18 protein-coding genes are annotated in these 22,002 nt (G+C 52.7%); 11 read left to right on the top strand and 7 right to left on the bottom strand.

The features are described 5' to 3' along the window. Positions 1-2 precede the first annotated feature (2 nt). The 8 genes from iorA to WC359_02940 are packed head-to-tail and all read left to right on the top strand — an operon-like array spanning position 3 to position 9,623. Complete coding sequence (gene iorA, locus WC359_02905; GenBank protein MFA5399374.1) at positions 3-1,820, top strand: indolepyruvate ferredoxin oxidoreductase subunit alpha; 1,818 nt, start codon at positions 3-5, stop codon at positions 1,818-1,820. Further along, positions 1,820-2,434: an indolepyruvate oxidoreductase subunit beta gene (locus WC359_02910; protein MFA5399375.1), complete on the top strand. Its 615-nt coding sequence runs from the start codon at positions 1,820-1,822 to the stop codon at positions 2,432-2,434. The genes iorA and WC359_02910 overlap by 1 nt, the downstream gene beginning before the upstream one ends. After that, on the top strand, positions 2,418-3,605 hold the full coding sequence (locus WC359_02915) for a pyridoxal phosphate-dependent aminotransferase (GenBank protein MFA5399376.1): 1,188 nt from the start codon (positions 2,418-2,420) through the stop codon (positions 3,603-3,605). The genes WC359_02910 and WC359_02915 overlap by 17 nt, the downstream gene beginning before the upstream one ends. Before the next feature lie 44 nt (positions 3,606-3,649). Further along, positions 3,650-5,542 (top strand): AMP-binding protein, encoded by a 1,893-nt coding sequence (locus WC359_02920; GenBank protein ID MFA5399377.1) that lies wholly within the window; start codon positions 3,650-3,652, stop codon positions 5,540-5,542. A gap of 1 nt (position 5,543) precedes the next feature. Continuing rightward, positions 5,544-6,428, top strand: coding sequence for a branched-chain amino acid ABC transporter permease (locus WC359_02925; GenBank protein MFA5399378.1), 885 nt, complete (start codon positions 5,544-5,546; stop codon positions 6,426-6,428). Between the two features lie 3 nt (positions 6,429-6,431). Beyond that, a complete protein-coding gene (locus WC359_02930) occupies positions 6,432-7,484 on the top strand; it encodes a branched-chain amino acid ABC transporter permease (protein MFA5399379.1) in 1,053 nt (350 codons plus the stop codon). A gap of 55 nt (positions 7,485-7,539) precedes the next feature. Next, positions 7,540-8,814, top strand: a complete 1,275-nt coding sequence (locus tag WC359_02935; GenBank protein MFA5399380.1) for an ABC transporter substrate-binding protein — start codon at positions 7,540-7,542, stop codon at positions 8,812-8,814. A gap of 17 nt (positions 8,815-8,831) precedes the next feature. Further along, positions 8,832-9,623, top strand: a complete 792-nt coding sequence (locus WC359_02940) for an ABC transporter ATP-binding protein (protein ID MFA5399381.1) — start codon at positions 8,832-8,834, stop codon at positions 9,621-9,623. 27 nt (positions 9,624-9,650) lie between these two features. Here the strand turns inward: WC359_02940 and WC359_02945 are convergent, their stop codons facing one another. Together WC359_02945 and WC359_02950 are read right to left on the bottom strand one after the other, a co-directional pair. Continuing rightward, a complete protein-coding gene (locus WC359_02945; GenBank protein MFA5399382.1) occupies positions 9,651-10,463 on the bottom strand; it encodes an ABC transporter ATP-binding protein in 813 nt (270 codons plus the stop codon). Between the two features lie 155 nt (positions 10,464-10,618). After that, positions 10,619-11,299, bottom strand: coding sequence for a hypothetical protein (locus WC359_02950; GenBank protein ID MFA5399383.1), 681 nt, complete (start codon positions 11,297-11,299; stop codon positions 10,619-10,621). Positions 11,300-11,564: 265 nt separating this feature from the next. Between WC359_02950 and WC359_02955 the strand changes: the two genes are divergently transcribed. The 3 genes from WC359_02955 (at position 11,565) to WC359_02965 (ending at position 15,233) form a co-directional block, all read left to right on the top strand. Next, complete coding sequence (locus tag WC359_02955; protein ID MFA5399384.1) at positions 11,565-11,834, top strand: PRC-barrel domain-containing protein; 270 nt, start codon at positions 11,565-11,567, stop codon at positions 11,832-11,834. Between the two features lie 128 nt (positions 11,835-11,962). Further along, positions 11,963-13,117 carry a mechanosensitive ion channel family protein gene (locus WC359_02960; GenBank protein ID MFA5399385.1) on the top strand — a complete coding sequence of 385 codons (1,155 nt, stop codon included), beginning with the start codon at positions 11,963-11,965 and terminating at the stop codon, positions 13,115-13,117. Positions 13,118-13,628: 511 nt separating this feature from the next. Continuing rightward, positions 13,629-15,233 (top strand): chloride channel protein, encoded by a 1,605-nt coding sequence (locus tag WC359_02965; GenBank protein MFA5399386.1) that lies wholly within the window; start codon positions 13,629-13,631, stop codon positions 15,231-15,233. Positions 15,234-15,258: 25 nt separating this feature from the next. On the opposite strand, the gene tgt is transcribed toward WC359_02965, so the two are convergent. Genes tgt through alaS form a run of 5 tightly spaced genes read right to left on the bottom strand, consistent with a single transcriptional unit; the run spans position 15,259 to position 21,867 of the window. Then, entirely contained in the window at positions 15,259-16,434 is a 1,176-nt protein-coding gene (gene tgt, locus WC359_02970; protein ID MFA5399387.1) for a tRNA guanosine(34) transglycosylase Tgt, read from the bottom strand. A gap of 14 nt (positions 16,435-16,448) precedes the next feature. After that, on the bottom strand, positions 16,449-17,897 hold the full coding sequence (locus WC359_02975; GenBank protein MFA5399388.1) for a CoA-binding protein: 1,449 nt from the start codon (positions 17,895-17,897) through the stop codon (positions 16,449-16,451). Beyond that, on the bottom strand, positions 17,885-18,742 hold the full coding sequence (locus WC359_02980; protein ID MFA5399389.1) for a UbiA family prenyltransferase: 858 nt from the start codon (positions 18,740-18,742) through the stop codon (positions 17,885-17,887). The genes WC359_02975 and WC359_02980 overlap by 13 nt, the downstream gene beginning before the upstream one ends. A gap of 22 nt (positions 18,743-18,764) precedes the next feature. Next, complete coding sequence (gene ruvX, locus WC359_02985) at positions 18,765-19,217, bottom strand: Holliday junction resolvase RuvX (GenBank protein MFA5399390.1); 453 nt, start codon at positions 19,215-19,217, stop codon at positions 18,765-18,767. Then, positions 19,210-21,867 (bottom strand): alanine--tRNA ligase, encoded by a 2,658-nt coding sequence (gene alaS, locus WC359_02990; GenBank protein ID MFA5399391.1) that lies wholly within the window; start codon positions 21,865-21,867, stop codon positions 19,210-19,212. Before alaS ends, ruvX begins: the two co-directional genes overlap by 8 nt. Between the last annotated feature and the right edge of the window lie 135 nt (positions 21,868-22,002).

Here is a 22,002-nt window from a genome sequence, read left to right on the forward strand (position 1 = left end):
CTATGAGCAAGAGCCGTAAACTACTATCGGGCAACGAGGCTATCGCACTGGGCGCCTACCACGCCGGGGTGAGGGTGGCCACAGCTTATCCGGGGACGCCCAGTACGGAGATCCTCGAGAACATGGCGGCGTTCAAGGACCTTTATGCCGAGTGGTCCACCAACGAGAAGGTCGCCATGGAGGTGGGTTTGGGCGCCTCCTATGCCGGAGTGAGGACGCTGGTCTCCATGAAACACGTGGGATTGAATGTGGCGGCCGATCCCTTCATGGCCGCGGCGACGACGGGCGTGCATGGCGGCCTGGTAGTGGTTTCCGCAGATGATCCCGGCATACACAGCTCCCAGGGTGAACAAGACAACCGGCACTTTGCCCGGCTGGGAAGGGTGCCCATGATCGAGCCCGCCGACAGCCAGGAAGCATACGATTTCATGGCCGCAGCATATGAAATCAGCGAGAAATACGATACCCCTGTTCTTTTCAGGATAACTACCAGGGTTGCGCATTCCAAATCAGTGGTCGAGGTGGATATGGGCGCTCTGAGGGTGGAGAGGAATAAGTTTTTTCACCACCACGTGGAGAAGTATGTGATGCTCCCCGGACACGCGCGTCTGAGGGTGCCGTATATGCACAGCCGCATGGAAGATCTCACCGAGCTGGCCGAGGTAACCCCGCTCAACATTATTATCGAGGGAGATAGCCGCACGGGCATCGTGTCGAGCGGCGTTAGCTATGAATATGCCAGGGAAGTCTTCCCCGGCGCTTCATTCCTAAAGCTCGGATTGATTTACCCTCTACCTACCAAACTGATTAAACGCTTCGCCGGAAAAGTTAACAAACTGTTCGTCGTCGAAGAGCTGGACCCCTTCCTGGAAGAAAACATCAAGGCAATGGGCATCAAGGTCGAAGGAAAACAACATATAGCGCGACATGGTGAGCTGAACACCGGCGCCGTACGCTATGCGGCCGTCAAGGCGGAGATCATTCCCCCTGCTGAGGCAGTTGAAGCGGCCGCCGCCGGCAACCTGCCGGGACGACCACCTCTGCTCTGCGCCGGCTGCCCGCATGCCGGCGCTTTTTTTGTGCTCAGCACGATCGGAAAGAGATCAAAGGTGCTCGATGCCAGAGGCAGGTCTGAGAAGGAATCCGGCCTGGTCATCACCGGCGATATCGGCTGCTACACCCTTGCCACCTATCCCCCGCTGCGTGCCATGGACACCACGGCCTGCATGGGGGCGAGCATAGGACAGGCCATCGGCCTGGTCAAGGCTGGAGTCAGCAGCAAAGTGGCCGCGGTTATCGGCGACTCAACCTTCATGCACTCTGGCATCACCGGCATCATAGACGCCGTATATAACGATGCCAGAATCACCGTGATCATACTCGACAACGGCACAACAGCCATGACCGGCCACCAGGACCATCCCGGCTCGGGCAGGTCGGCACAGGGCATATCCACGCAGAAGGTCGATATCGCCAGGATTGTCGAGGGCGCCGGAGTAAAGAATTTACAGGTCGTTAATTCTTTCGATATCAAATCGGTGAGGGCCGCTATCAGGTCGGCACTTGACAGCGAGCAGCTGTCCGTGGTCATTGTCCGGGGCCAGTGCGCGGTCACCAACAAGGTTCGCAAGAACAAGCGCCTTGTCGATCAGGATGTATGCAACGACTGCGGTGTATGCCTGATGATCGGCTGCCCGGCCATCCAGAAAAGGGACGGCAGGATTTACATCGAGGCCGGTACCTGCATGGGAGACGCCTGCGGCATCTGCCAGCAGATCTGTCCGAAAAAGGCCATAGATACGGAGGTTAAGGCGGCATAATGAAGAGCCAGGGCAAACAGGACGTGCTGATGGTGGGGGTGGGCGGCCAGGGCATCATACTCGCCAGCGATATACTTGGCGATGTCGCACTGGACATCGGCATGGATGTCAAGAAGACCGACACACTGGGCATGGCGCAGCGGGGAGGGAGTGTGACCAGCCATTTGCGCATCGGGCAAAAAGTCTGGTCGCCCCTGATAAATACCTGCGAAGCCGATATACTTTTGGCTTTCGAGAAGCTCGAGGCAGCCAGGTGGGTCAGTTACCTGAGGCCGGGCGGCACCGTGATCATCAACAACCTGGCCATTCCCCCGCTCTCAATATCTCTCGGCACGCAGGTATATCCGGAGGACGAGGCAATACTGGGATCATTCCGCCGTGTAACGAAAGCCGTATATCTTATCAGCGGCACGGAACAGGCGGCGGCCATGGGCGACGTCCGAACATTGAATATCTTTATGCTGGGATACTTATCCCGCTTTCTGCCTCTGAAAATCACAGATGAGCAGTGGCAGAAGGGCATGGCACGGCATTTGCCGGCCAAAATACTGGATTTAAATAAACGCGCTTTCGAAGCAGGAAAGGGGGCAGCAGCCGGTGTCAATATCGGATAACGTACGCACGCGCATGGCAGCTGGGTCCTGGGTGCGGCGCATGTTCGAGGAAGCTGCCGTCCTGAAGAAGAAGCACGGCGAGCACAATGTATTCGACCTTTCGCTGGGCAATCCTATCATCGAGCCCCCCGCCGAATTCAAACATGTCCTGAGGAAGCTGAGCGAGAATCCCATGGCCGGAATGCACCGCTATATGGAGAACGCCGGCTACGAAGAGACCAGGAGATCGGTGGCTAAACAGGTTTCCCATGAGAACAACATGGAGGTCGCCTTCCAGGATATCATCATGACCGTGGGCGCAGCCGGTGCCATCAACGTTATACTCAAAACGCTGCTGAACCCGGGCGATGAAGTGATTGTATTCGCACCCTTTTTCATGGAATATGATAATTACATCGACAACCATGGAGGGGTAACGGTCGTCCTTCCCTGCGATGATAAATTCCTCCCCGATCTCGATCAACTCGAGCGCAAGATTAATGCCAGAACCAGGGCAGTCATCATCAACTCGCCCAACAATCCCACAGGTGTGGTTTACAGCGAGGCGTTCGTTAGAAAATTGGGCCGTGTGCTGGAGCACAGGGAGAAGGCGCTGAAAACCGCCTTATACCTGATCAGCGACGAGGCCTACAGCAGCCTGATGTATGACGGCCTCAAGTACGTGCCCATCCTGCAGACATACCACAGGAGCATGATAGCCACGTCGCACTCCAAGGACCTGGCCCTGCCGGGCGAGAGGATCGGCTATATTGCCGTGCATCCGGACATGGAGAACAAGGAGGAGATCGTCAGCGGATTGATTTTCTGCAATCGCATACTCGGATTCGTCAACGCCCCCGCCCTGATGCAGAACATCGTCAGGCACCTGCAGCACGTGACCGTGTCAATACCGGAATACCAGGAGAAGCGCGATTTTCTGTATAATAACCTGACCGGTATGGGTTATAAGGTGGTAAAACCGCAGGGGGCTTTTTACATGTTTCCCAGAACACCCATAGAAAATGATGTGGAATTCGTTCATGAGTTGCAGAAAATGAATGTTATGACAGTACCGGGCAGAGGCTTCGGCAGCCCCGGCTTTTTCAGGATATCTTACTGCGTCAATCACAGCACTCTCGAAGGCGCCCTCGACGGCTTTAAGAAAGCTGCCGGGATGTTTAGACTCTTTTGATCCGGGCGGTCCCCGTCGACAGACCACCGCCCCTTTAAGCTCCCATGATCGACACATATACAATTCCACAACTTATCGAAGCCAACCACAGGAGGTGGAGCGGTCAGACTGCCATGTGCGTAAAAAGACGCGGCATATGGCAGCGCTACAGCTGGACCGAATATTATAACCGGGTCAAATACTTCTCTCTCGGCCTGGTAAGCCTCGGTTTAAAAAAAGGCGACGTTGTCTGCATCATTGGCGACAACGAGCCAGAGTGGTTCTGGGGAGAGTTCGCAGTACAGGCGGCAGGAGGCGTAGCCACCGGCGCTTTCGTGGACTCCATTCCCTCCGAGTTGAAATATATCGCCAACCACTCCGGCGCCAGGTTCGCGCTGGTCAATGACCAGGAGCAGACCGACAAGTTCCTGGAGATGTGCGACGAGCTCCCTGCACTTCAGAAGATCATCTACTGGGATCCCAAGGGGCTGGGAAATTACGACGATCCCCGACTGCTCAGCTTCGACGCTGTGATGAAGATGGGCGCTGCCTACGAGGAGGCCGCTTCCGGTTTATTTGAACAGAACGTATCGGAGGGACGGCCGGACGATACAGCTTTTATCTATTACACATCCGGCACCACCGGTTTGCCCAAAGGGGCCGTACTGACCCACCGGGCGCTGGTCAACACGGCGCGCGGATTTGTCAGCGTCTATCCACTGGACGGCAACGACGACCTCGTATCCAATTTTCCGGCCGCCTGGGTAGGCGACAGCTACTTCGCAACAATCCCCCATTTGCTGACCGGGGCAAGACTTAATTTCGCCGAGGAGCCGGACACTATCGCCGAGGACACGCGCGAGGTCGGCCCCGATTTCGCCATATACGGACCAAGGCAATGGGAGAGCCTTGTCAGCGAGATACAGGTCAAGATAACCGATGCGCATCCGCTCAAGCGGTTCTTCTACCACCTGCTGATGCCGGTGGGATATAAGATGGCCGAGTTTAAATTCGACGATGCGAAACCCGGATTATTCTGGAGCACTCTCTACCGCTTGGCCCATTTGATGCTGCTAAGGCCGCTTAAAGACCGCCTGGGGCTGAGCAATGTCAGGTTCGCTGTAACCGGCAGCTCGGTGCTCAGCCTCGATACCTTCAAGCTAATCCATGCCCTGGGTATCGAGCTAAGGCAGACCTACGCCAGCACGGAGGCCGGCTTCATCTCCTCGCATACCAGGGGTGATATCGATTTTCAGAGCGTGGGACGTCCGGCACTGGGGGTCGAGGTCAGGGTATCCGGCGAGGGTGAACTGCTGGTCAGGAGCGATTGTACTTTCACATCCTACCTGGGCGAGCCGGAAAAGACATCCCTGATAAAAAAGGACGGATGGGTACACACCGGCGATGCGGTGAATATAAGCGATAAAGGCCACCTGATATTCCTGGACAGGCTGGAGCATATGGGCAGCCTGGTCAGCGGCGCCAGATACGCCCCGCAATATATCGAGGGCAGGCTGCGCTTCAGCCCTTATATCAAGGACGCGATGGTGATCGGCGGAAAGGACAAATCTTTTGTGGCAACCATGATCAATATCGACTTCGCCATGGTGGGCAAATGGGCCGAGCGCAACGGCATAACCTATACAACTTTCGTCGATCTTTCTCAGAAGCAGGAGGTGGCTGACCTGGTCAGGAAGGACCTGCTGAGGGTCAACAGCTACCTGCCCGAGCTTTCCAGGGTAAGAAGGTATATGCTGTTGCACAAGGAGTTCGACCCCGACGAATCTGAGCTGACCAGGACGCGCAAGCTCAGGCGCGAGTTCATGGAGATGCGCTATAAACCTGTCATAGATGCCATTTACGGCGGTGAAGAATCGCTCAAGGTCGACGCCTCGGTAACCTACCGGGACGGAAGGAAGGGCAACGTATCCACTTTAATAAGGATTTGGGATATCTGATATGGAACAATTGCTGCAGTACACCCTGACCGGCCTGGCGGTGGGCATGATCTACGCGCTCATCGCCCTGGGTTTCGCGCTCATCTGGAAATCGAGCCGCGTTGCCAACCTGGCGCTGGGTCAACTTGTGCTCATTTCGTCCTGGTTTGCTTACAGCACACTGGTGGACTTCGAACTGCCTATATGGGCCGGCATGCTGCTTACCATATTATTTGCCATATTTCTGGGCTGGATGATCGAACGGTTCACGCTGCGCCCGATGATAGGTCAGCCGATACTCTCCCTCATCGCGGTCACTCTGGGCATCGGCTACTTCCTGGAGGGCGTCGTGACCATGGCGTGGCCGATCAGTATCGCCAGGCTGCCGGCCCTCTTCCCGCAGGAGCCTGTCAGCATCGGCACCGCGGTGATCTCGCAGGAATACCTGTGGGCGGCGGGTATCTCGATTGTCCTGTTCATCCTGCTCTCCCTGTTTTTCAAGTTCCACAAGATGGGCATCGCCATGCGGGCCAGCGCGGACGACCAGCTGGCCGTGCAGGCATGCGCCGTGCCGATCACCAGCATCTTCTCCATGTCATGGATCTTTGCCTGCGTGGTGGCGGCGATAGGCGGGATACTGATATCGAGCATAGGCGGCATAACCAACGCCCTGGTCGAGACCGGTTTTAAGTCCTTCTCGGTGGTGATACTGGGAGGTCTCGACTCGTTTATAGGCTGCATGGTGGCCGGACCCATCATCGGGCTGTGTGAAAACGTGGGCGCCGGCTATCTGACGCCGCTGCTGGGGCCCGGCATTAAGGAGCTGATACCGTTCGTAATAATCATTATCGTCATGCTGATCAGGCCCTACGGCCTCTTCGGCGAAGAACGGATTGAGAGGATATAGTCGATGAATCTGCCCTGCGGTATACGCAATTATTCGTATGGCACGGATACTGCCATCATACGCACCAAGACGCAGTGGGTGCTGTTTATCCTCTTCCTGGTAACGCTGTCCACCATGCCGTTCTACCTTCCGAGGTCCGGCCTGGAGGTGATGAACTTGATGGGCATCACCGTCGTCTCTATAGTCGGCCTGAATATCCTGATGGGCTACTGCGGGCAGCTCTCCATCGGGCATGCGGGTTTTATGGCGGTGGGGGCTTACACCACGGCGATATTGAGCAACAGCCTGGGGCTTCCCTTCCTGGCATCATTGATCCTCTCCGGCCTCTCGGCCGGCCTGGTCGGCCTGCTGTTCGGCATGCCGTCGCTGAGGGTTAAAGGATTCTACCTGGCCATAACCACCATTGCCGCGCAGTTCATCATTATATGGATACTCAACCACTGGACCGACGTGACTCGCGGGGCGATGGGAATGAGCGTCCCCATAGCTGAGATCGGTCCACTCAAGCTTGACAACGAGACCGACCAGTTCTATCTAATCATGTCGATAGCAGCGCTGAGCGTATTCTTCGCCACCAACCTGGCCAGGGGCCGCATTGGCAGGGCCTTCATTGCCGTGAGGGACAACGATTTGGCGGCGGAGGTGATGGGCATAAACGTCTTCGCCTACAAGCTGCTGGCCTTCTTCTTGGGATGCTTCTTCGCCGGGATCGCTGGATCGCTATATGCCCAGTATCGCGGCAACATCACGCCGGAGGATTTCACCTTCGTACAATCCATACTGTATATAGGCATACTGATCATCGGCGGCCTGGGCACCGCCATTGGACCGATACTGGGAGTGGTCTTTATCAGGCTGTTGGAGCAGCTTGTGCTGTTTTTGTCGCCCATGATCGAGCAGACCTTCAGCGGACTGCCCACCGGCTTTGCAACCGGTCTGAGCCCGCTGATATTCGGGCTGGTTATGATTATTTTCCTCATCTTCGAACCGCACGGACTGGCGCACCGCTGGCAATTATTCAAGGCCTCATACAGGCTGTGGCCGTTCTCTTATTGATGTTTTAATTAAGAAATAACGTACTATAACTCAATAATTAATAAAGGAGGTTAATGTGAGAAGAAGTACAATAACAATCCCAATGGCCGTGCTGCTACTTGTGGCTCTGGCCGTCTCCGTCCTGCCCGGCTGCACCGCAACACCCGCTGCCCCTGAAGGTGCGAAGACAATCAAACTGGGCCTCAGCGTCCCTTTTACCGGCGCGGCCGCCGAGAAAGGGGCCCCCATCGGCCAGGGCCAGCTCGATGCATTTAAGTACATCAACGAAGAGCTTGGTGGTGTCGAGGGGTACAAGATAGAGCCGGTGTGGTATGACACCAACTATGATGCAGCCAAGGCCACCACCATCGTCAAAAAGCTGATGGATGATGGCTGCGCGTTCTTTACTGTGGTTTCATCCAAGGATATGAACGCCTCCAAGGAAGCTGCCAACAGGGTCGGCTTCCCCGGAATGGTATGCTTCAGCTCCCCGTCGTTGACACATCCACCCCAGCATATCTACGCACAGCTTCCCGACTACGGCGATGACTGGGCCGCCTTTGCCAGGTACTACCTTCAGAGCATCTGGAAGGGAGAGGGCAAGCCCAAGATGGCCCTTATGCTGTTGAACAACTCGACAGGCTACGGTGTGAGAGACGCCGCCCGGGCGGCTGCCGAGGATCTGGGTATTGAGATCGTGGCGATCGAGGAACATACTGCAACCACGATATCCGAGACAGATGCTCTGACCAGGATCAAGGATAAGAATCCGGATGTGATCTTTATTTCCAGTACACCGGCGCCGACCGCGGTCATTCTGAAAAATGCCCACGACCTCAAGATGATACCGGGGATTACCGTTGGATGCGCGCACGCCAGCTTCACCAAAGCACTTATCGATCTGGCCGGCAAAGATGCGACACAGAATGTATACGGCGTATATCCCACAGTGAATTGGGGAGATAACGTGCCCGGCATGGCCAAAATGATGGAGTACTGCGATAAAAGGCACCCTGAGTATGCCGGAAACAACGACTATCTCATCGGCTGGGCTTCCAGCCTGATCAACGCCGAGATACTGCGCCAGGCCATTAAGGTATCGGGTGGCGATGCCCTGGCCAAGGGCGACGCCGCGGCCTGGGAACTGGCGGAGAAGAACGGTTTTATGAACGTCAAGAATTATGACGTGGAAGGATTGCACGGCCCGGTTGATTTCTCCAATCCGGTGGACAAACGCGGCTCCAAATCCGTAAAGATATTCCAGATTCACGACGGCCAGATGATTTCCCAGACAGGGTGGGTGGACGCTCCCAACATCCTTTATGAGAACTTCGACTGGTTCGGTAAATAAATAGATCGGCTTCAGCAATGTTGAAATTGAATAACATTGAGGTGTCCTACCTCAATGTGGTTAAGGTGCTGCATGGCATCTCCATCTCAGTGGATGACGGCCTGGTGGTTGCCCTGCTCGGCGCCAACGGCGCAGGCAAGACGACGACGCTCAAAGCCATATCGGGTTTGCTGAGGGTCGAAGAGGGCGAGATCACCGACGGCACAATCGAATGGGACGGCGTCAGGATCGATCGCAAGAACGCTGTCGATATAGGCAGGCTCGGCATCGTGCAGGCGCTGGAAGGCCGGCGCGTCTTCGAACATCTTAGCGCCGAGGAGAACCTGCTGGTGGGCGCCTTTTCGCGCTCCAGCGCGCAGAAGGTTAGGGCAGACTTAAAAATGGTCTACGGTTATTTTCCGCGGCTGGAGGAACTGAAAAGGAACACCGCCGGATATCTCTCCGGAGGCGAACAGCAGATGCTGGTAATCGGACGTGCCATGATGGCCGCTCCCAAGCTGATGATGCTGGACGAGCCCTCCCTTGGGCTGGCCCCCATGATTGTCGAGCAGATATACGACATCATCCGCAAATTCAATAAGGAGCGCAGCACCTCGATATTGCTGGTCGAACAGAACGTGAGGGTGGCCCTCAATACGGCACACTACGGCTATGTCATGGAAAACGGGCGCGTTGTGCTGGACGGCTCCGCAGACTACCTGAAGGGACGGGAAGATGTGAAGGAGTTTTACATCGGCATCTCGGCTTCAGGTGAAAAAAAGAGCTACAAGGAGATCAAGCATTATAAACGCCGTAAAAGATGGCTTTAGCCACAACGGATTAATGCACTTTTAATACTATCCCTCGCCGAGATAGGCAGCGATGACCTTCTGGTCCTGAGCTATCTCGGCGGGGGTGCCGTCAGCGATCTTGCGTCCGAAATCCAGCACCACAATGCGGTCTGCGATATCCATTACAACTCCCATATCGTGCTCGATCAGGACAATCGAGTCTACTCCGTCGCGCAGAACCGGTGTGGCCGGGTAAGTATCGCCCTGTCCCTCGAATATATCGTAGATAAAGCGTGCGATATCCTCTTTCTCTTCGAGGTTCATGCCAGCCATCGGCTCATCCAGCAGGATCAAGCGTGGCTCCAGAGCCAGCGCCCTGCCCAGTTCCACTCTTTTCCTCAAACCATAGGGTAGAGAGCCTACGATCGACTTGCGTATATGTTCGATCTCCAGGAAGTCTATGATATCCTCCACGGTCTTTCTGTGCTCGATCTCCTCATGGTGGGCCGGCCCGAAATAAAGGAGGCTGCTGAAAATGTTCTGCTTCATAAGCACATGCCGGGCTGCCATGATGTTGTCCAGAGTGCTCAGCCCGGAATACAGTTCGATATTCTGGAAGGTGCGGGCGATGCCCATCTTGGCGATGTGGTCCGATTTAATGCCGTTTATCTTTTTTCCTTTATATCTTATCTCGCCTTTCTGTGGCTTATAGAAACCGTTGATGCAGTTGAGCAGGCAGGTCTTGCCCGCGCCATTGGGGCCGATGATGGCCAGAATCTCGTTCTTGCGGATATCGAGGCTGACATCGGTGAGCGCCCTGACTCCGCCGAACCATAGAGAGAGGTTCTTAATGCTGAGTATGGTTTCTTTTTCGGTCATAATTCGATTAGACGAGCCCGGTGATAGATTGTCGCATCGAGCCTGTATGTTACCACTAAAAGCTCACAGATTAAAAGTGTCACAGTGTTATGTGTTAATCACACATCGCACAGGCGTTGTCTGTATGCACCTATTGATTACGGATAATAATGGTATCAATTCAATTTATATCCACTCTTTTCGAAAGCCTCTTTCATTACGGGATTCCTGTCTAAAAAAGCCTTAATTATTTCTGCAGATACACGATTGAGAGGACAGGAAAAATTAACGCACCTGCAACAAAAGTGAGACTGCAAAATATAGAAAAACTGCATGCCCGCTAATAGAGTACCTGCCGTTATGCCTATAACTCCAAGCAACATGAAGAGATTGATTGACGATGAAGAAGCTGTTACTAACCATATACCATAAGAGGTCATTATAACCGGGAAAATTGACAGGAAAGTAAATAGCGATACAAGTATAGCTTTTTCAAGCGTGTTCATCGGCTCCGGTCGATAGCGCCAGAGTTTATATGTATTTGAATATGCCCAACAATTCAATAACTTGCCATCGTTTGTCCAGTAAGGACAATGCGAACATAGGACGCGAGTTTCAAGGCCCAGCCCAAAAAATGACAGTGCAACGATCACGTATATTATTAAGGCCCACCAGGATCCGGCCAGTAATCCCATATAGACAAGGCTAAACAGCGCCATGATCGCTAAGGGTATTTGATTTAGTGTAAAAAACCAGAAATCACGTTTGCTATACCTGCAGCCTAAAGAATTGTTCAGTCCACATTCTCCGCTCTGGGCCTCGTCCCTGAAAGTGCATGCAATTTCTTTATCATTCACAGCTTCAGCCCTCCAAAAAAAGAGATGATTTCCTTTCATACCATGTCGGAATTCCATACATAGTTTATCAATCTGCCTATCGAATGCTGTTGCCGTCTTCCACTGAGCAGCGCATGCACAGCTTAGAGTTTAAAAGATAGAATAAGAATACCCTAGAAACATACTGTTATCCAATAACTCAAACTGAAAGAAATCCGCATTGACAAAATGAGCTATGCGGCGTAGAATGTAAGTGAATGATTACTTACTTTGAGGTGGTTGTATTATGTTATTGAGTTATCTGACCGGTAAAAAGGTACTGGATTCAAGAGGTGATTTAATTGGCAAAGTCACAGACATTGAGATAAATCTGATGAGCGGTACTATTAAAACCCTCCTCGTCAGATCCGGATTGTCACGCCCCGTTCCTGTTAAGTTGGAAGATGTCATAGTTGCCGGAGACAGGATTATCATCGGGAAGTTGAAATCGGATATTAAAAAAGTTGAAACATTTTCCTTTCTAGGCATTAAAAGAAGATTGCTCTTCAACTGGTAAATTCATTTATAAATTTCGGCTTCGTAAAACGTGTTTCGGATATATATTGCTGCTGCAAAATAGAATTATGAACAACACAAATGCTGCACTCCTCAATGGCCTGACACTTTAACGGCCAGTCTTAACTGATGCTAAATATCTCGACACTTATAAACGAATATATTAGAACCGACATCGAGCTGTTTTCCCTGATTACGGCTGTGGCTGCCGGCCTGTTTGTATTTTTTATCGGTTTATACCTGCTCAGAATACTTGCTCGCAGATTTGTAGCAGTTGACCAGTATGAACAATTCAAGCGCCATCCGATGACCTGGTTGATACCACTGATGATAGGGCTTGTCGTTCTGATTATTGTTGCCGATGCTCTGATACAAAAAAAGGCTTTCGATATAGGCAGTTTATGGCAGGCGGCCATTTTTTGGAGCACGCAGTATGGTATTACGATTCTGCTGATTCTTCTTGCCTCTTTCGTTGTTAGTCGCATTCTATATTTTATTATTCCTCCCTCTATAAATAACTTTGTGAAAACACGCCGCAAAGGCAAACACGAAAAAGAGGAAATACGCAAGAGATCTCAGATGCTGAGTAAATTTCTGATCAATATCGGGTATGTGACTATCTTCGCAGTATCGATATTCATGATTCTATCGGAGCTGGGTATTGATATTGGCCCCATGCTGGCTGCCGCCGGCGTAGTTGGCATCGCCGTAGGATTAGGAAGCCAAAAACTTATCGGAGATTTAATTAACGGGACGTTTATAATGCTGGAAGACTACTACAGTATAGGTGACGTGGTTCAGGTCGCAGGACTATCGGGTCAGGTGGAGGAAGTGAGCATCAGGAGTACCATCTTACGTGACCTTGATGGCGTTGTACATATAATTCCAAATGGAGAGGTTAAAATTGCCAGTAATTTTACGCGTAACTGGTCTCGTGTAAATATAAATATACCTGTCTCCTATAATGAAAACCTGGATAAGGTTATCTCAGTACTTAATAAAGTTGGGATGCAGCTATCACAAGATAATCACTATGGTAATATGATCATTACACCCCCTCAAGTGCTCAGGGTGGATAACTTCGGAGATTCTGCCATCGAAATAAAGATGCTTGGCGAGACCAAGCCTGTCAAACAATGGGATGTTGCAGGAGAACTGAGAAAACGCATTAAGGAAGCCTTTGATGCTGAAAATATCGAGATCCCGTGGCCGCATACAAAGGTATATTTCGGTAATACTCTGAATAAAAAAAGCGAAGTGCCCTTTCACAATCATATCACTTAAACAAACATGGCACTGCTATTTTTAAAAGATGACACCGCCTGCACAAAAAGCAAACCGGGCAGATATACGCCCCAATTTTTACAGTTTTCAGCAAATCCCCTGTAATAGACCTACCGTCTTTGCGTCTTACCATCAAGATTGATATAGGAGATGGAACGTGTTAAATTTAGTACCCGTCACCCATATTCAATAATGATATGACGGAATATATACCCTGTCTTATCCAACAGGCCTGTTCCGTCATGATTGGATCTGAACAGCTATCGCCATGAAAAAGACTTTGCGTAGAATTTGCTTGCGCCTTGTCCGGCACATATTAGGCGCATATCGTATACTCCGCAATATATTTTTCCGATTCGTCGGATTACTTGATATTGGATATTTACGCAAATGGCTCACACTTGGAATTTTAATAGGTCTCGTGGCCGGTTTTGCATCAATTCTTTTCTATCTGGCGATACAATGGTCATCACAACTTTTATTGGGATATTGCGCGGGATATACGGCGCCCGTGCCAGGGGGAGAAGGAGAAACCATTGTAACGGCAATCAGCAGATTATGGGTCATACCGCTGGTTACCACACTGGGCGGCCTCGCCAGTGGTCTCTTAGTATTCAAATTCGCTCCTGAGGCCGAGGGGCACGGCACGGACGCAGCAATCAACGCTTTTCACAATCAGAACGCCCATATTCGCGCCCGTGTTCCCGGCATCAAGATGATCGCCTCCGCAATCACCATTGGATCAGGTGGCAGCGCAGGAAGAGAAGGTCCTATAGCCCTGATAAGCGCCGGATTCGGATCTATATTGGGCGATTCACTCAGACTCAACGACCGGGATCGCAGAATAGCACTTACCGTCGGTATCGGAGCAGGTATCGGCGCAATCTTTAAAGCACCCCTCGGCGGAGCATTACTGGGTACCGAGGTGCTCTATAGGCGCGACTTTGAAATCGACGCTATTTTCCCTTCATTCATAGCATCGATCACTGGTTATGTTATCTTTGCATCCTTCAATGGCTGGGCTCCCATCTTCAGTATACCTGCGGGTCTTGAATTTAACAGCCCTCTTCAATTAGTAGGCTATATGTTATTGGGACTTATATGCGGAATGGTTGGCATGCTCTACGGACGCACATTCTATAAAATAAGAGATTTTTTCAGGGATTTAAAAGTCCCCAATTATCTGAAACCAGCCATTGGCGGATTGGCCGTAGGGTTAATTGGTATGTTCTTACCCCAGGTACTTGGCCAGGGATACGGATGGGTGCAACTGGGAATAAACGGCGACTTTATGGCCCTTCCCGTGTATTTAATGGTTGGTGTACTGCTCGGGAAAATAGTAGCCACAGGATTGTCAATAGGCTCCGGAGGAAGTGGTGGTGTATTTGCGCCTGGACTGGTGATCGGCGGTATGTTAGGTGGAATAGTGTGGTGGCTCCTCAAAGATTTAACGTTGATAGTCCCGCCTCAGCCCGATGCATTTGTTATCGTGGGAATGATGGCATTGTTCGGAGGTATCGCTAAAGCACCATTGGCGATCATGATAATGGTCAGTGAAATGACCAACAGTTACGTTTTACTTGCTCCCTGTATGATCGCCGTCGTCCTTGCTTATTTTTCATCAGGGAATAGCTATATATATGAGAACCAGGTAACCAACAGGGCCGCATCACCGGCACATAAATTTGAATACTCGGTCCCGTTGCTAACACGGTTATCGGTCAAAGAGGCAATGCATCCCATTGAAGCAACTGTTGGTGTTGACACAAACCTCAAAGAAGTTGCGATTCTAATGAAGAACAACCGGTTGGACGCTTTACCGGTGATTTATAAAGGCTCTATCATCGGCATCGTCGCAAACCTGGATATTGTCCAGGTATCGAAAACGGACAGGGTCTCTAAGTTCGCCAAGGATGTTATGAGCACAGATTTGATAGTCTGTAACTCGAACGAACAGCTTGACGTTGCTCTCGAACGTATGAGTCGTAATAATATCAGCCATCTTCCGGTAATGAATGAGAACAATTCCTCTGAACTAATAGGAATGCTTTGTATAGAAGATATAATCAGGACATATCGTAACCATGCCAAGGCTTTAGACAATATCAATCGCTAAGGAGAGCGTTCCTTTCTCGGATTTACTATGGGAACGTTTTCTTATTCGTTAGAGCCGCTGCCTTCTGCTCGATGCGCCTGTCCTCATCAGTGGTTTTATAGGATTTTAGGAATCTCCGTTTAAACTCCGGGAATGTGTCTTCCCCAATAGTCTGCCTGCACTGCTCGATCAGCTTTTGCATGAAATGAAGGTTGTGTATCGTGGCCAGCCTGTAGGCCAGCAGCTCCTCGCACTTGAAGAGGTGATGCAGGTAGGCTGCTGAGTAATTTCGGCATGTAAAACACTGGCAGTCCTTTTCAACAGGCCCCATATCCTCCCTGTGAACAGAACGCCTGATGTTCACTCTGCCTTTTCGTGTATACAGAGCGCCGTTGCGCGCCACCCTGGTGGGCAGAGCGCTGTCGAAGATATCGATGCCCCGTGAGATACCCTCAACGATATCCTCCGGCGAGCCCACGCCCATCAGGTAACGGGGCCTGTTCGGCGGCATATACGGGACGGTGGCTTCTACGATCTCCCACATCAACGCCTTGGGCTCGCCCAGGCTCAGGCCGCCGATGGCATAGCCGGGAAAATCCAGAGCGGTGATCTGCTCAACCGATTCCTTTCGCAGGTCCGGGTAGGTGCCGCCCTGTATTATGCCGAAAAGGTGCTGCCCGGTATCGCGATGGGCGCTGCGGCAGCGTTCGGCCCATTCAGCCGTGGATGCCGCAGCCTTGCTTAACTCCTTCCTGCCGGCGGTGCTCCCAGGACACACGTCCAGAGCCATGATGATATCCGCCCCAAGTTTCTCCTGCATGGACATTGAGGATTCCGGTGTAATGCTGTGCTGGCTGCCGTCCACATGCGAGCGGAATACGACTCCATCGCCGGAAATCTTGCGTAACGTGGACAGGCTGAATATCTGGTACCCGCCGCTGTCGGTCAGTATGGGGCCTTGCCAGTTCATGAACCTGTGTAACCCTCCCGCCTCCTCGATAACCTTTATGCCGGGCCTTAAATACAGGTGGTAGGCATTGCAGAGAATCATCTTTATGCCGAGTTTTTTTATATCGGCGATGTCCAGGCTCTTAACCGTAGCCTGACTGCCCACCGGAAGGAAGATCGGTGTGTTGACCGGCCCGTGCAAGGTGGCAAGCCTGCCGGATCTGGCGCCGCCTGCCTTGCATTTAGCCGAGATTTTGAAAATCCGCCCCGACATTTTGTCCGCCGACACTACTTATCCTTCTCCCAGTAGCTGACAAACTTAGAAAGCGCATGCACCGCCTCCCTAATGCTGCAGAATGTGGGGACCTTCGAGGCAGTCAGACGGGACCGCTGCTGCATAATTGTACGCCACCGGATATCTTCAAGATCATCATATCCAGGTCTGGCTGCACTTAATACGGCCACAACAGGCTTGGCCCGGCGCCGGAACATCTCAATAATGCTGTCGACTTCCATCTGTACCACGATGACCCACCAATCATCTCTCATGGGATTATCATCGGAAACCTGCATGATAATGCAATCGAAGTCCGGACTCTCCACAAAGAGGTGGTGCACTGCACCCGCCTTGGCCGCATCGTCGCCCCAGATGGAGAAATCGATCGGGTTGCTCAACCAGTCCCAGATGGCCGGCAAGATCGGTTTCAATTGATCCCTCATCGAAGGTGAAAGCGGCGGCACCGACAACCCAGCTTCCTCAGCCAGGTCGGCGGCCAGCACGCCTTTGCCTCCACCTCCACCAATAATCCCCAGCCTGCGTCCCCGGACCGGCTGCAATCCCGAAAACAGGACGAGCAGGTCTGTCATCTCATCCAGGTCACGCACCTGTATGACGCCGAACTGATTAAAAGCGGTCTTCCATATGCTGCTTGAACCGGCGATGGCCGCGGTGTGTGAGCTTACCGCGCGGGTTCCTGCTTTACCCCTGCCTCCTTTTATAGCTATAACCGGCTTTTTCTGCGCAGCCCTCCTGATGGAGTCGATGAACTTTTTGCCGTCTTTTATTCCCTCGAAATAGGCGGCTATTATCTCCGTTTTCGGATCGTCCGCCAGGTAATCAATGATATCGCTCTCATCGATCATAATGGCATTGCCGTAGCTCACAGCCTTGCTGAAGCGGATACCCCGCAGCGCGGCGGTCTGGATCATCAGCGTCGCCGCTCCGCCGCTCTGAAAGACCACTCCCACGTTGCCGGGCTCGGACGGCAAGCCGTAAGCAAATGACACACCAGCGTCGGGGCTGTAGACCCCCATACAGTTGGGACCGATCAGGTTGATGCCCAGCCGCGTAGCTTTTGTCTGTATTTCCTTCTCGAGCTCAATGGCCTGTGAGCGTCCGGTCTCGCTCAGGCGCGCGGTAAAAAGGTGCATCACTTTTACATTCTTTACGGTGCAATCGTCCAGCAGCGGCAGTACCATGTCCGCCGAGACACAACAAATCACAAAATCCACATCGCCTGGTACATCCGCCAGCCTGGGATAGGCTTTTATATCAAGGACGGACTCTTTATGGGGATTGACCGGATATATCTCTCCTCCGAAACCGTAATCGATGAGGTGCTTGAGATAATGGTAACCGAAAGAAACCGGCTGCTCAGATGCTCCAATTACGGCTACATGCCTGGGATAGAACGCATAGTCCAGCAGACTCCTATGCTTTGCTTCTAAAGGAACCATGAATCGACCACCATTATAAGGAAGATTATCCCCAGATAGGGAAAGGCCGATAATTTATATACCATCCAGGCATTGCGGGAGTTCGGCGCAACAAGCAGGCGAACACTGGCAGATACCATCAGCAGGCTCATCAGCACTGCTACGGACAGGTACAGCCAGTGAAGGAATCCCGACAGGAAGTAGATTAATACCCCGAAGGCCGATAGCGCCAGCGATAGTACGGCCAGCAGAGCAATCACCCTCCTGTCCGGCCAGCTCAACGGAAAATAATGCAGCCCTGCGCCTTCGTAGTCGGAGCGGTTGGCCAGCATCAACGTCCATACGTGCAATGGTGTCCAGACGGCTATCAGGCAGAAAAAAAGCACGGGCATAGCAGTCACAGCCGGAGGTTGGCTGACGGCATACCACCCGATCAGCACGGGCGAGCTGCCGGCGATGATGCCGAAGTAGGTGCAGGAGACGGTCTTGCGCAGTATCCCCGATGCCAGAACGCCGACCAGGCCGATGAAAAAACATACAGGCGAGAGTATCCAGGCCAGTACTAATCCGGCCGCAATCAACACTGCAATCATGGGCAGCACCCTCCAGGGTGGCTTGATCCTACCCGACGGCAGCGCCCTTTTATAGGTGCGGGACATCAGGGCGTCCACATCGCGGTCCAGGTAGTTGGTCAGGCCATTGGCGCCTGCGCTGCCGCAGATTATGGCCACAACGGTCAATATAAAAGTGCCGACAGGGAAATGCCCGCCCATCGCCGCTGCCGCGACCAGGGCGGAACAGGCGCCTATGAAGACCAGCAGGCTGGTTTCTTTGGGCTTGAGAACGTTTAAATAATCGGACAACACGAGATGATTTATACCCCATTAATTATAAGGAAGGAGTTCCCTCCTGAGAAATGCTACCGCTTTGGGAAATATCATCGAGATACGATTGCAGTATGACCGTGGCCGCGGCCGCATCTATAGCATTTTTCAGGCGGGCGCGCTTTTTCCCCGCCTCACGCAGCATCCGGTCGGCTGTGACAGAGGTCAATCGTTCGTCCTGCAGGACGGTCTCAACGTCGGCCTGTTCCTTTATTACGGCAACGAAATCCATGACCTTTCGGGCCTGCTCGCCCACTGTGCCGTCGAGCAGGTAAGGAAGTCCTATCACCAGTGTGACGACATCATATTGCCGTAAAAGTGCTTTTATCTCGAGTACGGCAAACGCATCGTCCTTTCTGTCTATGGTCTTTAAAGGGCTGGCCAGTATCAGCGAGGGGTCGGATACAGCGACGCCTATGCGTTTGTCGCCGACATCCAGGCCCATGATCCTACGCATGGCCGGCCTTGAGCAACTCTTCGACTGCCGCCGGCACAGAGTTAAGTGCTTCGACAATCTTCGAGCTGTCTTTGGCCCCCGCCTGTGCCATATCCGCCTTACCACCTCCGCTGCCACCTGCTATAACCGAGATTTTCTTGATCAGTTTCCCGCAGTGTATACCCTTTGAAACAATATCCGCCGTGGCGGTGGCAACGAAAAACGGCTTGTTGTCGTATATGGAGGCCAGCACGGCCAGGCCGCTGCCCATCCCCTCTTTAAGCATGTCACCCATCTCCATGACAGCGGGTACGGGGGCGGACGTCACTTCAGTATAAACCACGTTGATACCAGCGATTCTTTTTTGGTTCTTCTCAAGCAATTCCGTGATCTCATATTTCAAACGCATGCGCTGTTGCATTTCTTTATCTTTCACGCTGGCTTTAAGTCCAACCTGAATATCTGCCACTTTAGCCGGGACCTCCAGCGGCGATACCTTTAAGCTACCTGCTACCTGGTCGAGGGCGTCCAGCCTCTGGCCGATCATATCCTCAGCTTTTCTGCCGGTCACGGCCTCGATCCTGCGCAGGCCGGTTCCAACGCTGGACTCGCCTGTGATAAGAAAATATCCGATCTCGCCGGTTGCTTTGACATGCGTGCCGCCGCAGAGCTCCGCGCTCAGGGCCGGCCTGCCTATTTTAACCAGCCTGACCGTGTCACCGTACTTCTCCTCAAAAATGGCTGTCGCCCCCTGGCTGATGGCCTGGTCGTAGGAACACACGTCAGTTGAAACAGGCAGGTCCTGCCTGACGATTGAATTGACCAGGGACTGCACTTCTTTCAACTCTTCTTTGCTGATGGAAGACAGGTGCGTGAAATCGAAGCGCAGCCTCTCCGGTGTGACAAGCGAGCCCCTCTGGGCTACATGGCTGCCCAGTACCTTCCTCAACGCGGCCTGCAGTATATGAGTGGCCGTATGGTTCCTGGCGATATCCTTCCTGCGTTCCTCGTCAACCGAGGCCTGCACGAGGTCGCCGACCGAGACGGTCCCTTTCTTAATCCGCCCCGAGAGGGCTATCCCTCCTGCTGAATAGGACAACGAGTTATTGACACGGAAGTCGCCGGAGGGGGAAACGACGCTGCCCGTATCGCCGACCTGTCCTCCCATCTCACCATAGAATGGAGTTTTATCCAGTATAAGGGTGATATCGCTGCCCTCTTTGGCCTTTTCAACATAAGAAGCAGTTTTTTCGTCGATTATCTGCAGGATTTTCGCCTGATGGGCCAGTTTCTCATATCCCACAAACTCAGTGACCTCCAATGTTTGACCGAGCCGCGAAAAGATATCCTGCTCGTCCTTCCCACCCCCGAATTTATGGGTCGACCTGGCCTTCTCGCGCTGCTTCTCCATCTCCGCCTCAAATCCTTCCCTGTCCACGCTGATACCGTGCTCCTGCGCGATCTCCACACTCAACTCGAGGGGGAATCCATAGGTGTCCCAGAACTTGAAAACATCGTCATTCATAAGGCAGGTGCGGTTCTGCGCTTTTGCGTCGGCAATGGCCTTTTCACACAGGTTTATGCCCGCGTCAAGCGTATCGTTGAATCTCTCCTCTTCGTTCCTGATCACATCGAGCACAAGCTTACGGTTCGCCACCAGCTCGGGGTATACCGTTCCCATCTTCTCGATCACCACCTCGGCCATCTCGCCCATGAATGGCTTGTTCAGGCCGAGCTTGCGTCCCATGAAACAGGCGCGCCTGAGTATGCGCCTGAGCACATAGCCCCTGCCCTCATTGGAAGGCAGCAGGCCGTCAGCGATCAGGAACGTTATTCCCCTGCTGTGCTCCGCAATGATCTTGATCATCCGATCAATAGTCTCATCTTTCCCCTCGCGCACGGAAGCAATGCGACATATTTTTTCGAGGAGGGAAGTGAACAGGTCTGTAGAATACACGGAAGGATTGCCGTTGCAGACGGCCACGATACGCTCCAGCCCCATGCCGGTATCGATATTGGGTTTGGGCAGAAGCGTTCTCTTGCCGTCTTTAGTCTGGTTGTACTGCATGAAGACCAGGTTCCATATCTCCGAGAAGCGGCTGCAGCTGCAGGAAGGATCGCATTCAGGCTTGCCGCAGCCGGCATCTTTGCCGAAATCGTAGTGTATCTCGCTGCAGGGGCCGCAGGGACCACTGTCCCCTGCCGGGCCCCAGAAATTCTCTTTCTCGCCCATTCTGATTATTCTATTGACGGGGATACCTATCTGTCTCCAGATGAAATGTGCTTCGTCATCGTCCAGGTAAACGGTTATCCAGAGCTTTTCTGCGGGCAGGCGCAACTTTTTGGTAACAAACTCCCAACTCCACTTAATGGCGTCTTCCTTGAAGTAGTCACCTACGCTGAAGTTGCCCAGCATCTCGAAAAACGTCAGGTGCTTGCTATCGCCGACAGAATCAACGTCAGTGGTCCTGAAGCACTTCTGGCAGGACGTCAGCCGCCGGCCGGGCGGCACGGCCTGTCCCAGGAAGTACGGTTTTACCTGCACCATGCCGGCCGTGGTCAGCAGCAGTGTGGGATCACCGTGGGGTATCAAAGAAGAGCTCGGTATGACCTTATGTTTCTTCTCCACGAAAAAACTCAGGAAGGCTTCGCGTATGTCTTTGCTGTTCACAGGTAAACTCCTCGCAGCATTTTAGTGGAGTAAAAGCACTTAAGTCAATTGGCACGGGCGCACCTGAAGGTACGCCCCTACAAAAGATTATGTAGGGGCAGGTTTTCAAACCCGCCCGCGTCTCTTTTTAACAAG

It is taken from the genome of Dehalococcoidia bacterium, assembly GCA_041653995.1.
Classification (GTDB): Bacteria; Chloroflexota; Dehalococcoidia; order GIF9; family UBA5629; genus CAIMUM01.

Coding starts and splice junctions, on each gene's coding strand:
- iorA (MFA5399374.1), top strand. CDS start 3: ATGAGCAAGAGCCGTAAACTACTATCGGGCAACGAGGCTATCGCACTG.
- WC359_02910 (MFA5399375.1), top strand. CDS start 1,820: ATGAAGAGCCAGGGCAAACAGGACGTGCTGATGGTGGGGGTGGGCGGC.
- WC359_02920 (MFA5399377.1), top strand. CDS start 3,650: ATGATCGACACATATACAATTCCACAACTTATCGAAGCCAACCACAGG.
- WC359_02925 (MFA5399378.1), top strand. CDS start 5,544: ATGGAACAATTGCTGCAGTACACCCTGACCGGCCTGGCGGTGGGCATG.
- WC359_02930 (MFA5399379.1), top strand. CDS start 6,432: ATGAATCTGCCCTGCGGTATACGCAATTATTCGTATGGCACGGATACT.
- WC359_02940 (MFA5399381.1), top strand. CDS start 8,832: ATGTTGAAATTGAATAACATTGAGGTGTCCTACCTCAATGTGGTTAAG.
- WC359_02945 (MFA5399382.1), bottom strand. CDS start 10,463: ATGACCGAAAAAGAAACCATACTCAGCATTAAGAACCTCTCTCTATGG.
- WC359_02955 (MFA5399384.1), top strand. CDS start 11,565: ATGTTATTGAGTTATCTGACCGGTAAAAAGGTACTGGATTCAAGAGGT.
- WC359_02960 (MFA5399385.1), top strand. CDS start 11,963: ATGCTAAATATCTCGACACTTATAAACGAATATATTAGAACCGACATC.
- tgt (MFA5399387.1), bottom strand. CDS start 16,434: ATGTCGGGGCGGATTTTCAAAATCTCGGCTAAATGCAAGGCAGGCGGC.
- WC359_02975 (MFA5399388.1), bottom strand. CDS start 17,897: ATGGTTCCTTTAGAAGCAAAGCATAGGAGTCTGCTGGACTATGCGTTC.
- ruvX (MFA5399390.1), bottom strand. CDS start 19,217: ATGCGTAGGATCATGGGCCTGGATGTCGGCGACAAACGCATAGGCGTC.